Raw genomic sequence first — 16,504 nt, forward strand, 5'->3', positions numbered from 1 at the left:
GTGATGATCGAGAGCCTGTTGATCGCCAATCGCGGCGAGATCGCCCGCCGTATTATCCGCACCGCGCGCCGACTGGGCGTGCGGACGATCGCGGTTCATTCCGATGTCGATGCCGCCATGCCGTTCGTCCGCGAGGCGGACGAGGCGGTGTGCATCGGCACCGCTGCTGCCAGTGAAAGCTATCTGCGGCAGGACCGGCTGCTGGAGGCGGCGCGTGCGACGGGGGCGGCGGCGATCCACCCCGGTTACGGCTTCCTGTCGGAGAATGCCGAGTTCGCCGAGGCGGTGGTCGCCGCCGGGCTGGTGTGGGTCGGTGCGCCGCCCGCCGCGATCCGCGCGATGGGGCTGAAGGATGCCGCCAAGGAACGGATGATAGCGGCGGGTGTGCCGGTGACGCCGGGCTATCTGGGGGCGGACCAGAGCCCCGAGCGGTTGCAGGCAGAGGCGGATGCGATCGGCTACCCCGTGCTCATCAAGGCAGTCGCCGGCGGCGGCGGCAAGGGCATGCGCAAGGTCGATGCCGCGGCAGATTTTGTGGAGATGCTGGCGAGCTGTCAGCGCGAGGCGGCGGCGTCGTTCGGCAATCGCCAAGTGCTGATCGAGAAGTATATCCTGTCGCCGCGGCATATCGAGGTGCAGGTGTTCGGCGACCGCCACGGGCAGGCGGTGCATCTGTTCGAGCGCGACTGTTCGCTGCAACGTCGCCACCAGAAGGTGATCGAGGAAGCGCCCGCGCCGGGCATGGATGCGGCGACGCGGGCGGCGGTGTGCGATGCGGCGGTGAAGGCCGCGCGTGCGGTCGATTACGTCGGCGCGGGCACGATCGAGTTCATCGCGGATGGATCGGACGGCCTGCGTGCCGACCGCATCTGGTTCATGGAAATGAACACGCGGTTGCAGGTCGAGCATCCGGTGACCGAGGCGATCACCGGGCAGGATCTGGTCGAATGGCAATTGCGCGTCGCGTCGGGCGAGCCGTTGCCCCGCACTCAGGACGAGCTGTCGATCAATGGCTGGGCGATGGAGGCGCGGCTGTATGCCGAGAACCCGTCCACCGGGTTCCTGCCGTCGACCGGGCCGCTCGATCGGCTGCGGTTTCCTGATGGTGTCCGCATCGACAGCGGCGTCGAGGAAGGGGGCGCGGTGACGCCCTATTACGATCCGATGATCGCCAAGCTGATCGTCCACGGCTCCAGCCGGCGCGAGGCGGCGGCGAAGCTGGCGGCGGCGGCGCGGGGCACGCAGGTGTGGCCGGTCAGGACCAATGCCGCGTTTCTGGCGCGGGCGGCGGCGCATCCGGATTTCGTCGCGGGGCGGGTCGATACCGGCTTTATCGAGCGGCATGCCGATGCGCTGATCCCGCCGGCCGAGCCTTCGCCCGCGGTGCTGGCGGCGGCGGCGGCGGCGATCCTGCCGGTTGCGACCGGTGATCCGTGGACGAGCCTGCGGGGGTTTCGTGCCAATGCCGCAGCGTCTTCGCAGATCGAGGTGGAGGTTGCGGGGAAGCCGTATCTCGTCAGCGATGCGCCGGGGCGCGGCGCGGTCGTTGCGGACGGCGTGTTGTTCTTCGATGGCGAGGCGTGGCCGTTCGGGCCGCGCCGTGCCGATCATGTCGCGGGTGGCGGCGAGGGTGACGGGGCGATCCTGTCGCCGATGCCGGGGCGCGTGATCGCGGTGCTTGTGAGCGCGGGGCAGGCGGTGAGCAAGGGCGAGCGGATGCTGGTGCTCGAGGCGATGAAGATGGAGCAGGCGTTGCTGGCTCCGTTCGATGGCGTGGTTGCCGAGCTGAAGGTCAGCGAGGGCGCGCAGGTGCCCGAGGGCACGCTGCTGGTGCGCATCGACAAGGGGGAAGGGTGATGGCCGGGCGCTTCTACGACCAATGGGCGGTGGGCGACCGGATCGTCCACGAGATCCGGCGGACGGTGACCGAGACCGACAATCTGCTGTTTTCGACGATGACGCACAATCCGCAGCCGCTGCATCTGGACGTGGAGGCGGCGAAGGCGAGCGAGTTCGGGCAGATCCTCGTCAACGGCACCTTCACCTTCGCGCTGATGGTCGGGCTGTCGGTGGGCGACACGACTTTGGGGACGCTGGTCGCCAATCTCGGCTATGACAAACTGGTGATGCCGAAGCCGGTTTTCCTCGGCGATACGCTGCGCGCCGAGACCGAAGTGCATGAGTTGAAGGACAGCCGGTCGCGTCCGGAGGCGGGCATCGTCACCTTCACGCATCGCATGCTCAACCAGCGCGATGAGATCGTGTGCCAATGCCTGCGCAGTGCGCTCATCAAGCGATCTGCTGCATGAGGTTGCGGTCGCTGCTGTTCGTGCCGGGCGACCGGCCGGAGCGGTTCGACAAGGCCGCGGCGAGCGGGGCGGATGCGCTGATCCTCGATCTGGAGGATTCGGTGGCGGCGGCGAACAAGCAGGCGGCGCGGGCGGCGGTGGCGGCTCGGTTGCTGGAACCGCGTGGCGGGGTGGCGGTGCTGGTGCGGGTCAACCCGCTCGATAGCGACCTGTTGGCGGACGACCTCGCGGCGCTGCATGGCCTGTCGCCCGACGCGATCGTGATGCCGAAGGCGGAGGGGGCGGACAGCGTTCGCCTGCTGGCAGCGCGGCTGGCGGCGGCGGGGATCGATGCGCCCATCCTGCCGATCGCCACGGAGACGCCGGCGGCGATCTTTCAGCTCGGCAGCTATGCCGGGGCGGGGGTGCGGCTCGCCGGGTTGACCTGGGGCGCAGAGGATTTGCCTGCGGCGATCGGTGCGGCGACATCGCGCGAGGCGGACGGGCGCTATACCGCGCCCTATCAGATGGTGCGGTCGCTGGCGCTGTTCGGCGCGCATGCGGCGGGCGTGGCGGCGATCGAGACGGTCTATCCGGCGTTCCGTGATCTCGACGGGCTCGATGCCTATGCGCGGGCGGCGGCGCGGGATGGCTTTGCCGGGATGATGGCGATCCACCCGACGCAGGTGGCGACGATCAACGCCGCCTTCACGCCCGATGCGGCGCAGGTCGCCGCGGCGCGCGCGATCGTCGCCGCCTTCGCATCGGCGCCGGACGCGGGTGCGTTGCAGGTCGACGGCCGGATGGTGGATGCGCCGCATCTGAAGCAGGCCCGCAGGATATTGGATCGTGCAGGCGAGGCGTCGTAGCGAACGTCAAGTTGCCATCCGATCTCGACAGGATGGGGGGCGTTTTCAACGCCCTGGATCGCGGCTGCTTCGGCTGTGGCTGGGACAGGCTGATCAGGAACGGGGTAGCCGCTTCCCGATCTTGTGTCCCGGCTTTATGTCCGACGTTGATTCCTGCCCTGATCATCTTCCGGATACCGTGGCAGCTCGAATTATCCGGTACTCAGAACAGATTTGATCGCGATCGGCCGGCGTCATCCAGTGTATCAAGCGTGTTGCGTGACAATTCGGATCACGGCAGCCAGTCCGTCAGCTGTAGAACGGTGCCGCCCAGTTTCTGGAAGGCTCGCTGGCGGCAGGAGAAGACGATGATCTGCTGGTCGCGCGCCTGACGGTGCAGCGCGTCGAACATGCGTTCGATGCGGTCGTCGTCCGAATAGACCAGCGCGTCGTCCAGGATCACCGGTGCCGGGCGACCGTCACGTGCGAGCAGCCGCGCAAAAGCGAGGCGGGTGAGGACTGACAATTGCTCGCGCATGCCGCCACTCAACCGCTCGACATCTTCCTCCTGCCCGCTGCGGAAAATCTTCTGGGGAAGGAGCGTCCGGTCATCGAAGGCGATTTCGATATCGTCGAACAACAGTCCAAGCAGCGGGCGCAGTTCGGTCATCACCGGCTTCAGATAAAGATCGCGCGCGTCGGAGCGGGCGGCTTCCAGCGCCTGCGTCAGCCGGGCAAGCACGGCCACCTCCTGCGCGAAGGCCGCGACCCGCGCTTCCGCCGCGGCCAGGGCTTCGCCCTTCTCCCGCCAATTTTCTTCCACCGCCTCTTCGGACCGCGCCGTGATGCGCGCATTCAGGCCAGCGATGATTTCCCGCAACTGCTGGATCTCGGTTGCCGCCGACTGCTCGACGGAACGGACGCGGCGAAGCACCGCTTCCACCGCATCGGCGCGCTGGGCATCATACGCCCCTTCCGCTTTGGTAAGTGCGGTATCGAAGTCGGCAAGGCGCGCCGAGAGCTCCTGATGCCGTGCGTCACGCCGCTCTACGGGGCCGAGAATCGCCCTGATCTGCTCATCGCGGGCGCGGAGACCGGCGAGCATGGTCTCTGCCGCAACAAATGCGTCGTCGGCATGCACACGCGCCGGCTCCGCCGTGCGGATCGTCTGCATGGCCTGGTGCCGGCGCTGCTCGGCCCCGTCGCATGCGGCGCGGGTCGCGACCGGGTCCGCCGTCAGATCGACCGGCACCGGATCGATATCGGCCAGCGCCGCCACCGTTTCGCGCAACGCATCCAGCCCGTCGGGCGCGATGACCTTCAGTTGCGCCCGGGCTTCGTTCGCTTCCGCTTCGATCGCCTGAACGCGAACCTGTTGCGCGCGTGCCGCCGCCAGATCGGCCACGCCCATCGAGGCGAGGAGCGTCTGCCGTTGCGCCTCCTTCGTGGTCAGGCGACCGTCATCGCGATCGTCGGCGTTCGATCGTAACGTGATCGTGCCGATCCCCGGCGCGATGAGTTGGACGTGACCATCGTAGCCGCGTTCCTCGTCATGGTTCAGCACAATGCCCGCGATCGTTATGCGCGGGGCGGCGGCATCGTCATAGGCGATCGTGACGGAAGGGCGGGCTGCATCCTGCACGGCGCGGATGCGAGCAATCTCGATATCCAGTTCGGTCAGTTCATCGACCGCACCCTTCGGCAACCGAAGTCCCGCGAGTTGCGCGTCGCATTGTTCGATTGTGACGCGAACGCTCTCGGCATGCCGCAGCCGTTCTTCCCATTCCGTGCGCCGCGCGGCGGCATCACGCGCCTTTTCGGCACTGTCGAGCAGACGGAGCAGTTCGCGTGCCGCCGTCGCTTCCGTATCGGCCGCCTCCGCCTCAGCCCGCGCGGTGGCGATCGTCTCGCTCGTCGAACGGCGCCGCTCGACGGCCTCTTCGCGGCGGCGGGTCACCTTCGCGCTTTCATCCGCTACGTGCTGCGCGTCGGCAAGTGCATCGTCGAACTGCCGGTGCTCTCGCGCTGCGGCATCGCGCCGTTCGCGGGCGAGATCCAGTTCAGCCCGAAGCGTCTTCAGTCGATCGGCCTGGGTGCGAGCGGTCTCGAAGGCGCGTTCGGCTCTGTCGACATCCTGCCGCCGGGCGTCGCGCGCATCGGCATCCTCCAGCTCGACGAGCCTGCGCTGAGCGATGCCGCGTCGATCGAGTTCGTCCCGCAGCGCGGTGACTTCAGACTCCAGCAAGCGAACTTCGTCGGCAAGTTGGGCGCGCAGTGTGATTGCGGTCGCATAGCGGCCACCGGCCTTGGGTTTGCCCGTCGCAGTGAGCAATTCTCCGGTTGCCTCGACAGCAGCGGCTATGACCCCTGCCATACGCCGGCCGCCCGTCACCGCCTCCACTTCGCCCTGCACGGACTCAAGCAGGCTGGTGCGGACCTGCCGGTCACTTTCTTCATCCGTGCGGCTGCGAGGTTCGATCCCGGTGACACCCTGACGTACCCACAGCAATCCTGCCGGCCCGCCCGCGCCGCCCTGAATCAGCCGGGCGATGAAATTCTCTGCTTCGTCAGCCTGTGCGATCAGCCGCCCTGACGCGAGTTCGACGACCTTGGCGAAGCGTCCCGTATAGAATTGCTTGGTGATCCGGTATCGTGCGTCTCCCACGACGATATCGGCCTCGATCAGTGGGTTGCCGCCGCTATAAGGACGCAGGTTGCGGACGCCGCCCGCCGTGCTGGAATGCGGCAGGAAAAACAGGCCATGCAGCGCCTCGAAACTCGTCGACTTGCCGAATTCGTTGGCCGCGCAGAGGACGTTGACGCCCTCTCCGATGCCCTCGATGGCGACGCCACGTCCGGCGAAACGCTTGACGTTGTGAAAGCGGATACCGGCAAGTTTCATCGTGATACCTGCTGGGCATAGCCATAGAGACGCGCCAGGGCAGCGGCGGCCACCGCCCGGTCGGCGGCTGGCTTGCTGGCATCGGTGCTGTCGACGAGTAGTGCGTCGGCCGCCTCACGGAGCGCGCCCGCGCGGTCTATCTGGTCGAGATCCTCGACAGCGCATTCCGTTGCCAGTCCAAACATGTCGAGATCGAGCCACGCAAAGTCGGGCGCAGCGCGGGCGATCGCCGATTCCAGCGCCATCCGGGCCGCAAGACCGGTGCGACCGCTTGCGACGACCTTCGCCAACGTCTGTCGACGATCCCGCAAGTCGGGCAACAGCGCGTCGCACATGGTCCCGGGATCGTCGCCCGCGAGCAGATGGAGATCGAGCGTTCGCCACGCGAAGCCTGCTGTGGCGAGCGACGTCACCTCGGGCACTGCGCCCGCTCCGGCGATATCGACCAGCAATGCCGTGCCGAGCCGGTCATGTTTGAAGCGATCCTGTTCGGGTGAACCGCTGTAGTGGGTACGTGGATCGATCGCCAGGGCACCATGCCAGTCTCCCAGCGCCAGATAATCCAGACCGGCACGACGCGCGCGGTCCGGTGCGATCACCTCGGTGCCGACGCCCTCTTCGGAAAACGTCTGGATCGGACCATGCGCTAACCCGATGCGGATCGCGCCGTCGGCCGTGGTTGCGCCATCCATCCATTCGCTGAGATCGCGGCCGGGTCGGCGGGTGGTGCAAGGCGCGGGGAGAAGAACCGCACCCTCAGCGAGCGCGATCGGAGCCGCAGTTGTCGCAAGGACGACATTGTCAGGTGCCTCGCGGGCAAGCTGCGCCCACAATTCAGTCGCCTGTAACGAGTCGTGATTGCCGGGCAGGATCACCCAGTGGATCGGGGCATGATGCGCCATCTCGGTCAGCGCCTGCCGTCGGACGTCGGCAGCCGGGGTTTCGGTATCGAACGTGTCGCCGGCAAGCAGGATGGTTTCGACGCTGTGCTCACGCGCATGCGCGGCGAGCTTGCCGATCACTGCGTGTCGTGCCTCTCGCAGGCGGCCGGGCAGATCGCCCGTGAAATTGCCGAAGCGCTTGCCGAGGTGCAGGTCGCTCGCATGAAGGAAACGCACCATGGTCATGCCGCTCCGGGCATGGGCGGCGTGACAGACGGTAACGCATCGCTACCACGGCATCGCGCGATCGCCTCGTCGAGACGGGCGCGCGATACGGCTGCCAGCCGCTCGACACCCAGCATCCGTGCCAGTTCGCGTGCCGGATCGGGCTCGTCGAGTAACGCCGGATTATCCCGCACCACCGCGGCGAGTTCGGCAAGTGGAATGTCCGGGATCGCCCGGCGTGCCTCGTCGCTGTCGGGTGCACGATAGGGCAGCACGTCAGTCACCGCGCCGGCCTTCCAGATGAACTCGCCGCTCGATTCCTGTGTCCGACCAACATCGCTCAGATGCATGTCGATCCGCTCCCGGATTTTTCCGCCTGTGCGCAGCCTTGGACCGTAGCGATAGCATGAACTCAGCCCGACTGCCTAAGATAGGCCGTCGGCCAACGAAGATAGCGTGCCGAAGATAGCGTGCCGAAGATAGTAGGTGCAACCGCACTTGGCGAGATAGTTGCACATGGCTTTCAGCTCCTGTTACATCTGTAACAATCAACTAAAACCGTTAATTCTCAGCGATTTCCTAGGCTTTTCTATAGCCTAGGGAGAATGGTGCCCAGAAGAGGACTCGAACCTCCACGACCTTGCGATCGCCAGCACCTGAAGCTGGTGCGTCTACCAATTCCGCCATCTGGGCACGGGGTAGGGGGCGGCCTTTAGGGGTGGGTCGGCGCGCTTGTCAACACGGGTTTCGCGGGGCAAGGGCGGTTTGTCAGGAAAGCGACGAAAAAAGGCCCGTGCGATGAACGACAAGCTGGTGACGATCTTTGGCGGTGGCGGCTTCGTCGGCCGCTATGTGGTGCAGGCGCTGCTGCGCGGTGGAGCGCGGGTGCGCGTCGCCGAGCGCGATCCGCGCCACGCCTGGTTCCTCAAGCCGCTCGGCGGGCTGGGGCAGACGCAATTCGTCGCCGCCGACGTGACGCTGCCGGAAACGGTCCGTCGCGCGGTCGCGGGCGCCGATGCGGTCATCAACATGGTCGGCGTGCTCGCCGGCGACTTCGAGCGTATCCACGTCGCCGGTGCGCGCAATGTTGCAGAGGCTGCGGCTGCCGCCGGTGTCGAGACACTGGTCCATATGTCGGCGATCGGCGCCGACGGCGCTGCACCGTCCGCCTATGGCAGCAGCAAGGGGCGCGGCGAGGAGGCGGTGCGGGCCGCCTTCCCGAACGCTGCGATCATCCGTCCCTCGATCGTGTTCGGCCGCGAGGACCAGTTCATCAACCGCTTCGCCGCGATGATCGGCAAGTCGCCGGTCGTGCCGGTGCTGCGCGCGCCGGTGAAGTTCCAGCCGGTGTTCGCCGGCGACGTCGGCGAGGCGATGGCGCAGGCGACCGATGCGCGTTTTGCCGGGCAGACGTTCGAGCTCGGCGGCCCCGACGTGATGAGCATGGGCGAGATCATCCGCTGGATCGCCAGGACGATCGGCAAGTCGCCTTCCATCGTCGAACTGCCCGATGCGGCGGGATCGCTGCTTGCCAGCATGCCGTTCGCGCCGATCAGCAAGGACCAGTGGCTGATGCTGCAGCGCGACAACGTCGTCGCGCCAAACGCGGACGGACTGAAGGCCCTTGGCGTCGAGGCGACGCCGCTCGAATCGGTCGCGCCGGAATGGCTCGTCCGCTTCCGCCGCACCGGCCGCTTCGGTCGCCGTGCCGAAACGCTTGCCGCCTAACTACAGGAACTTCCATGGACCTCCTCACCGTCATCCTCCTCGGCATCGTCGAGGGGGTCACCGAGTTCCTGCCCGTGTCGTCGACCGGGCACCTCATCCTCGCCGGTACGTTGCTCGGCGTGCAGGATCAGGCGACCGCGACGTTCGACATCGTCATCCAGCTGGGCGCGATCCTTGCGGTCGTGGTGCTCTACTGGCGCCGCTTCTGGGAGGTCGCGGTCGGCCTGTTCGCCGGACGGCCCAAATCCTGGGCCTTCGTTCGCAACATTGCGCTGGGCTTCCTGCCGGCTGCCGTGATCGGCCTCGTCGTCTACAAGGCGGTGAAGGCTTTGCTCGAAAGCCCGACCGTGGTCGCGGTCGCGCTGATAGTCGGCGGCATCGCTATCCTCGTCATCGAGCGCATGGTGAAGCAGCCGCGCTACGACACGGTGGAGTCGATGCCGTGGCGGACCGCGCTCGGTGTCGGCTTCGTCCAGTGCGTGTCGATGATCCCGGGCGTCAGCCGGTCGGGCGCGACTATCATGGGTGCGCTCAGCCTCGGCGTGGATCGGCGCGCGGCGGCCGAGTTCTCGTTCTTCCTCGCGATCCCGACGATGCTCGCGGCGTCCGGCTACGACCTGCTCAAATCGGGTGCGGCGCTGGGGCAGGGCGAGTGGCTGAGCATCGCGATTGGCTTCGTCGTGTCGTTCGTGGTCGCGCTGATCGTGATCCGCTGGTTCGTCGGCATCGTCAGCCGGCACGGTTTCGCGCCCTTTGCCTGGTACCGGATCATCGTCGGCGCGGTAGCGCTGGTCGCACTCCAATTGCGATAGGTCCGCAACAATGCGTACTTTGAGGCTATAACTGGTTGTTGCGATAGGATCGCAAAGAAAACCGGCCAAACAATGGTAACACTGCTGACCTATAGGTCATTTTGTGCGTGACATGGGTTCTCCTGCTTCGTAGCGGCGATGGCAGGAGGCCCCATGGCGCACGATTCGATGCTACAGTTCGTTGGACGACCGCAGGCCTATCCGGCCAAGCGTGAAGCGGATATCCGTTCGGAGGACTTTGCCGAGATCGCCGCGCGCTACGCGCCGCCGACGGCGGAGGATCAGGCGGGGCGCTGTTCGCAATGCGGCGTTCCCTATTGTTCGGTTCATTGCCCGCTGCACAATCACATTCCCGACTGGCTGCGCCTGACTGCCGAGGGGCGGCTGCGCGAGGCGTACGAACTCAGCAACGCGACGTCGACCATGCCCGAGATCTGCGGTCGCATCTGCCCGCAGGATCGGTTGTGCGAGGGCAATTGTGTCATCGAATTCACCGGCCACGGCGCGGTGACGATCGGGTCGGTCGAAAAATTCATCACCGATACGGCGTGGGAAGAGGGCTGGGTCGAACCGCTCGTCCCCGGGCCGTCGCGTGGGCAGTCGGTGGCGGTGATCGGGGCGGGGCCGGCTGGCCTTACCACGGCGGAATATCTGCGCGGGCACGGCTATGACGTGCACGTCTACGATCGCCACGATCGCGCCGGCGGGCTGCTGACCTATGGCATCCCCGGCTTCAAGCTGGAAAAGCCGGTTGTCATGCGCCGGGTCGAGCGGCTGAAGGCGGGCGGCATCGTCTTCCACGAAGGGTTCAGCGTCGGCGAACAGGCGAGTCTGGATGAACTGCGAGCACGTCACGATGCGGTGCTGATCGCGACCGGGGTCTACAAGGCGCGTGCCCTCGACGTTGCCGGCGGTGACGACGATCGCGTCGTCGCAGCCCTCGATTTCCTGATCGCGTCGAACCGCAAGGGGTTCGGCGATGCGGTGCCGGCATTCGACGGCGGCGCGCTCAATGCCGAGGGCAAGCATGTCGTCGTGATCGGGGGCGGCGACACCGCGATGGATTGCGTCCGCACCGCGATCCGGCAGGGCGCGGCATCGGTGAAGTGCCTGTATCGTCGCGACCGGACCAATATGCCGGGCAGCCAGCGCGAAGTGACCAATGCGGAGGAGGAGGGCGCCGAATTCGTCTGGCTCTCCGCCCCCGCGGCCTTCGACAGCGACGGCACCGTCCGCGCGCGCAAGATGCGGCTCGGCGCCCCCGACGCCAGCGGCCGCCGCGCGCCGGAGCCGGACCCGAGTGGCGACTTCACGCTGCAAGCCGATCTGGTGGTCAAGGCGCTTGGCTTCGATGCCGAGGACCTGCCCGCGCTGTTCGGTGCGCCCGAACTGGGTATCAGCCGCTGGGGTACGGTGCTGGTCGACGGCAAGACGCTGATGACCAGCCTCGACGGCGTGTTCGCGGCGGGCGACATCGTCCGCGGTGCGTCGCTGGTCGTCTGGGCGATCCGCGACGGCCGTGACGTCGCCGCGACGATGCACAAATGGCTGAAGGCGAAGGCCAAGGCGGCGAAGGTGGCGGCGTGATCCGGGCTTGCACACTCGCTGCGCTGATCGCGTTTGCGATTCCGGCCGCTGCTACCGCACAGGCCGCGCCCTCTGCACAAACATCCGCTGCTTTGGCGCCCGTCGATCCCGCGCGAGTGGCGGCGGCCCGGCCGGTGATCGATCAGGTTTGGCCGATCGGCACCTATGCCCGCATCATGCACGCCACGATGGATCAGGTCGTCAACGGCAGCCTGGCTGGCATGTATGACTTGAAACCCGGCGATCTCAGCGTCGATGCCAAGGCCAACCCGGCGACTGCGGGCAAGACGTTGCGGCAACTCGCCGCGCAAAACGATCCGGCATTCGACGAACGGATGCGCATCACCATGCGCGTCATGACCGATGGCATGGCCGACCTGATGACGGAGGTGGAGCCGGAGGTCCGCGTCGCACTGGCGACCGCCTATGCTCGCCGTTTCACCGTCGATCAACTCGGGGATCTTCGCCGCTTCTTCGACACTCCGACCGGCCGCATCTACGCGGCGGAGTCGATGACGCTGATGGCCAATCCCGACATGATGAAGGCGATGCAGGCGTTCGTGCCCAAGCTTATGCAAGGCATGCCCGCGATGATGGCCAAGGTCGAAGCCGCGACCAAGCACCTGCCGCCCGTCAAGAAGAAGGAAGCGTCCAAGTGACCGACGCCCACGACCCGATGAAGACCGATCAGCGCGCGTATCTGGCCGAACACGGCATGTATCGCCCCGACAGCGAGGGCGATGCCTGCGGTGTCGGGCTCGTCGCCGCGACCGACGGGCGCGCGTCGCGGCGCGTGGTGCAGTCGGCGGTCGATGCGTTGAAGGCGGTCTGGCATCGCGGCGCGGTCGATGCCGATGGCAAGACCGGCGATGGCGCCGGCATCCACATCGACCTGCCGCACCGCTTCTTCGACGATGCCGTCGTCGCATCCGGGCACAAGGTGATGCCGAACCGGCTCGCGGTGGGCATGATCTTCATGCCGCGCACCGATCTGGGCGCGCAGGAAAATTGCCGCACGATCGTTGAGAGCGCGATCATCGAGGCGGGCTATACCATCTATGGTTGGCGGCAGGTGCCGGTCGACGTCTCGGTCATCGGGCTGAAGGCGCAGACGACCCGGCCCGAAATCGAACAGATCATGATCGCGGGGCCGATGCCCGACGAGGTGACTGCTGCGGAGTTCGAGAAGAACCTGTACCTCGTCCGCCGCCGGATCGAGAAGCGCATCATCGCGGCGCAGATCCAGGGCTTCTACATCTGTTCGCTGTCGTGCCAGTCGATCGTCTACAAGGGGCTGTTCCTCGCCGAGAGCCTGTCGGTCTTCTACCCCGACTTGCAGGACCAGCGCTTCGAATCGCGCGTCGCGATCTTCCACCAGCGTTATTCCACCAACACCTTCCCGCAATGGTGGCTGGCGCAGCCGTTCCGCTGCCTCGCGCATAACGGCGAGATCAACACGGTTCGCGGCAACAAGAACTGGATGCTCAGCCACGAGATCCGGATGGCGAGCCTCGCGTTCGGCGACAATTCGGAGGACATCAAGCCGGTGATCCCGGCGGGTGCGTCCGACACCGCGGCGCTGGATGCGGTGTTCGAGGCGATCTGCCGCTCCGGCCGCGATGCGCCGACCGCCAAGCTGATGCTGGTGCCGGAAGCGTGGCAGAAGGATACCGGCATCCCCGACGACCATGCGGCGATGTACCAGTACCTCGCCTCGGTCATGGAGCCGTGGGACGGCCCCGCCGCGCTGGCGATGACCGATGGCCGTTGGGCGGTCGCCGGTGTCGACCGCAACGCGCTGCGTCCGCTCCGCTACACCCAGACCTCGGACGGGCTGCTGATCGTCGGGTCGGAGACCGGCATGGTCGTCGTCCCCGAATCCACCGTCGTCGCCAAGGGGCGGCTGGGGCCGGGCCAGATGATCGCGGTCGACCTCGACCAGGGCCGCGTGATGAACGATCGCGAGGTCAAGGACCGGATCAGCGGCGAGCATGACTATGCCGCGATGATCGGCGAATTCCACACGCTCGACGACCTGCCCGAGGTGCCGGACGCTGTCGTCCGCTACGATCGCGCCGGCCTCGCGCGGCGTCAGGTCGCCGCCGGTCAGACGCTGGAGGACATGGAGCTGATCCTGTCGCCGATGGTCGAGACCGCCAAGGAAGCGATCGGGTCGATGGGCGACGACACGCCGCTCGCCGTCATCAGCGACAAGCCGCGCCTCATCAGCCAGTTCTTCCGCCAGAATTTCAGCCAGGTGACCAACCCGCCGATCGACAGTCTGCGCGAACGCTATGTGATGTCGCTCAAGACGCGGTTCGGCAATCTCGCCAACATCCTCGATACCGAGGATCAGCGCGATCGGGTGCTGGTGCTCGATTCGCCGGTGCTGACGGGCCAGCATTGGGCCCGGCTGCGCGCGCATTTCGCTGGCAGCGCTACCGAAATCGACTGCACGTTCGACGCCGAAGGTGGCCCGGAAAAGCTGCGTGCCGCGATCCAGCGCATCCGTAACGAGGCGGAGCAGGCGGTACGGCAGGGCAAGAGCGAGCTGTTCCTGACCGACGAGCATGTCTCCGAAGGCCGGATCGCCATCGCCGGCGTGCTGGCGGCGGCGGCGGTGCACACGCATCTCGTCCGTCGCGGCCTGCGCTCCTACGCGTCGATCAACGTGCGCTCGGCCGAATGCCTCGACACGCATTATTATGCGGTGCTGATCGGCGTCGGCGCGACGACGGTGAACGCCTATCTGGCCGAGGCGGCGATCGTCGACCGCCAGAGCCGCGGCTTGTTCGGCGACCTGTCGCTCGACGAATGCCTCAAGCGGCATCGTCATGCGATCGAGGAAGGCCTGCTCAAGATCATGAGCAAGATGGGGATCGCGGTGATCTCCTCCTATCGCGGCGGCTACAATTTCGAGGCGGTCGGCCTCAGCCGCAGTCTGGTCAACGACCTGTTCCCGGGCATGCCCGCCAAAATCTCGGGCGAAGGCTATAACTCGCTGCATTACAGTGCGCTGGTTCGCCACGAACTGGCTTGGGACGAAGCGGTCGCGAAACTGCCGATCGGCGGCTTCTATCGCCAGCGCCATACGGGTGAGACGCACGCTTATTCTGCGCAACTGATGCACCTGTTGCAGACCGCGGTGTCGACCGACAGCTACACCAGCTATCTGCAGTTCAGCCGCGGCGTCGCTGATCTGCCGCCGGTCTATCTGCGTGACCTGCTCCAGTTCAACTTCCCGAACGAAGGCGTGCCGGTCGATCAGGTCGAGGCGATCACCGAAATCCGCAAGCGCTTCGTCACCCCCGGCATGTCGCTGGGCGCGCTGTCGCCAGAGGCGCACGAGACGCTGGCGATCGCGATGAACCGCATCGGTGCCAAGGCTGTGTCGGGCGAGGGCGGCGAGGACGTCAAGCGCTTCAAGCCCTACGAAAACGGCGACAACGCCAATTCGACGATCAAGCAGATCGCCAGCGGCCGGTTCGGCGTCACCGCCGAATATCTGAACGCCTGCGAAGAGATCGAGATCAAGGTCGCGCAGGGCGCCAAGCCGGGTGAGGGCGGGCAGCTGCCCGGCTTCAAGGTCACCGAATTCATCGCCAAGCTGCGTCATGCGACGCCGGGGGTGACGCTGATCTCGCCGCCGCCGCATCACGACATTTATTCGATCGAAGACCTCGCGCAGCTGATCTACGACCTCAAGCAGATCAACCCGCGCGCGCGGGTCTGCGTCAAGCTGGTCAGCTCGTCGGGCATCGGCACCGTCGCCGCGGGTGTCGCGAAGGCGCACGCCGATGTCATCCTGATCGCCGGCCACGTCGGCGGCACCGGTGCCTCGCCGCAGACCAGCGTCAAATACGCCGGCACGCCCTGGGAAATGGGGCTGTCGGAGGTCAATCAGGTGCTGACCCTCAACGGGCTGCGTGGGCGGGTGCGGCTGCGCACCGACGGCGGACTCAAGACCGGGCGCGACATCGTCATCGCGGCGATTCTCGGTGCGGAAGAGTACGGCATCGGTACGCTGTCGCTGGTTGCGATGGGCTGCATCATGGTGCGCCAGTGCCACAGCAACACCTGCCCGGTCGGCATCTGCACGCAGGATCAGGCGCTCCGCGGCAAGTTCGTCGGCACGCCGGAAAAGGTCATCAACCTGATGACCTTCATCGCCGAAGAGGTGCGCGACATCCTCGCCCGCCTCGGCGTGAAGAGCCTCGACGAGGTGATCGGTCGCACCGAATTCCTGCGTCAGGTCAGCCGCGGTGCCGAGCATCTCGACGATCTCGATCTCAACCCGATCCTCGCCAAGGTCGATGCGACCGATGCGGAGCGCCGCTTCTCGCTGTCGACCTTCCGCAACGAAGTGCCGGACAGCCTCGACGCGCAGATCATCAAGGATGCCGCCGCCGTGTTCAGCCGCGGCGAAAAGATGCAGCTCACCTATTCGGTGCGCAACACGCATCGCGCGGTCGGCACGCGCCTTTCGTCGGAGATCACGCGCCGCTTCGGCATGAGCAAGCTTTCCGACGGTCACGTCACCATCCGGCTGCGCGGCAGTGCGGGCCAGTCGCTCGGCGCGTTCATGTGCAAGGGCATCACGCTCGAGGTGTTCGGCGACGCCAACGACTATGTCGGCAAGGGCCTGTCCGGCGGAACGATCATCCTGCGTCCGGCGGTGTCGTCACCGCTGGCCAGTCAGGACAACACCATCCTCGGCAACACCGTCCTCTACGGCGCAACCTCGGGCACGTTGCTCGCGGCGGGGCAGGCGGGCGAGCGGTTCGCGGTGCGCAACTCGGGCGCAACCGTCGTGGTCGAGGGCTGCGGCGCCAACGGCTGCGAATATATGACCGGCGGCGTCGCGGTGCTGCTGGGGAAGGTCGGCCAGAACTTCGGTGCGGGCATGACCGGCGGCATGGCGTTCGTCTACGATCCCGACGCCGAATTCGAACACCGCGCGAATCCGGAGAGCATCGTCTGGCAGCGGCTGGCCTCCGCCCATTGGGAAGGTGTCCTCCGCGACCTCGTCGAGCGCCATGCCAAGGCGACCGACAGCAAATGGTCGAAGGGTCTGCTGGCGGATTGGGACCGAATCGCGGGCGATTTCTGGCAGGTCGTGCCGAAGGAAATGCTGTCGCGGCAGGCGTATCCGCTGGACGACAGCGTACAACTGGTCGCGGCGGAATAAGGGACGTTAGCCAGAGATGGGGGTCGCGGCGTCGCGCGACCCTCA

Annotated in this window: 11 protein-coding genes and 1 tRNA gene; 8 read left to right on the top strand and 4 right to left on the bottom strand. The window is 66.5% G+C overall.

The annotated features are described in order from the left end of the window. Positions 1 to 3: 3 nt before the first annotated feature. From NF699_15620 to NF699_15630, 3 genes are read left to right on the top strand one after another with little or no spacing between them, the layout of a single operon-like run. Positions 4 to 1,857, top strand: a complete 1,854-nt coding sequence (locus NF699_15620) for an ATP-grasp domain-containing protein (protein ID USU04459.1) — start codon at positions 4 to 6, stop codon at positions 1,855 to 1,857. Further along, complete coding sequence (locus NF699_15625; protein USU04460.1) at positions 1,857 to 2,309, top strand: MaoC family dehydratase; 453 nt, start codon at positions 1,857 to 1,859, stop codon at positions 2,307 to 2,309. Before NF699_15620 ends, NF699_15625 begins: the two co-directional genes overlap by 1 nt. Beyond that, the gene (locus NF699_15630) at positions 2,306 to 3,157 is read left to right on the top strand and encodes a CoA ester lyase (protein ID USU04461.1); all 852 of its coding nucleotides are present in this window, start codon (positions 2,306 to 2,308) and stop codon (positions 3,155 to 3,157) included. The genes NF699_15625 and NF699_15630 overlap by 4 nt, the downstream gene beginning before the upstream one ends. A 271-nt stretch (positions 3,158 to 3,428) precedes the next feature. On the opposite strand, the gene NF699_15635 is transcribed toward NF699_15630, so the two are convergent. The 4 genes from NF699_15635 to NF699_15650 all read right to left on the bottom strand — a co-directional run bounded on the left by NF699_15635 (position 3,429) and on the right by NF699_15650 (position 7,837). Then, positions 3,429 to 6,038, bottom strand: a complete 2,610-nt coding sequence (locus NF699_15635) for a DNA-binding protein (protein USU04462.1) — start codon at positions 6,036 to 6,038, stop codon at positions 3,429 to 3,431. Then, a complete protein-coding gene (locus NF699_15640) occupies positions 6,035 to 7,165 on the bottom strand; it encodes a DNA repair exonuclease (GenBank protein USU04463.1) in 1,131 nt (376 codons plus the stop codon). Before NF699_15640 ends, NF699_15635 begins: the two co-directional genes overlap by 4 nt. Then, positions 7,162 to 7,494 (bottom strand): hypothetical protein, encoded by a 333-nt coding sequence (locus NF699_15645; protein USU04464.1) that lies wholly within the window; start codon positions 7,492 to 7,494, stop codon positions 7,162 to 7,164. The genes NF699_15640 and NF699_15645 overlap by 4 nt, the downstream gene beginning before the upstream one ends. 256 nt (positions 7,495 to 7,750) lie before the next feature. Beyond that, positions 7,751 to 7,837 (bottom strand) — tRNA-Leu (locus NF699_15650). A 105-nt stretch (positions 7,838 to 7,942) separates the two neighbouring features. Here NF699_15650 and NF699_15655 point away from each other — a divergent pair. From NF699_15655 to gltB, 5 genes are all read left to right on the top strand, one after another. Beyond that, positions 7,943 to 8,872 carry a complex I NDUFA9 subunit family protein gene (locus NF699_15655; protein USU04465.1) on the top strand — a complete coding sequence of 310 codons (930 nt, stop codon included), beginning with the start codon at positions 7,943 to 7,945 and terminating at the stop codon, positions 8,870 to 8,872. Positions 8,873 to 8,886: 14 nt separating this feature from the next. Next, on the top strand, positions 8,887 to 9,684 hold the full coding sequence (locus NF699_15660; GenBank protein USU04466.1) for an undecaprenyl-diphosphate phosphatase: 798 nt from the start codon (positions 8,887 to 8,889) through the stop codon (positions 9,682 to 9,684). 153 nt (positions 9,685 to 9,837) lie between these two features. Then, positions 9,838 to 11,271 carry an NAD(P)-dependent oxidoreductase gene (locus NF699_15665; protein USU04467.1) on the top strand — a complete coding sequence of 478 codons (1,434 nt, stop codon included), beginning with the start codon at positions 9,838 to 9,840 and terminating at the stop codon, positions 11,269 to 11,271. Beyond that, entirely contained in the window at positions 11,229 to 11,930 is a 702-nt protein-coding gene (locus NF699_15670; protein ID USU04468.1) for a DUF2059 domain-containing protein, read from the top strand. Before NF699_15665 ends, NF699_15670 begins: the two co-directional genes overlap by 43 nt. Positions 11,931 to 11,947: 17 nt before the next feature. Continuing rightward, positions 11,948 to 16,459, top strand: a complete 4,512-nt coding sequence (gltB, locus tag NF699_15675) for a glutamate synthase large subunit (protein ID USU07116.1) — start codon at positions 11,948 to 11,950, stop codon at positions 16,457 to 16,459. Positions 16,460 to 16,504 lie beyond the last annotated feature (45 nt).

The organism is Sphingomonadaceae bacterium OTU29LAMAA1 (assembly GCA_024072375.1).
In the GTDB taxonomy this organism is placed as follows: domain Bacteria; phylum Pseudomonadota; class Alphaproteobacteria; order Sphingomonadales; family Sphingomonadaceae; genus Sphingomonas.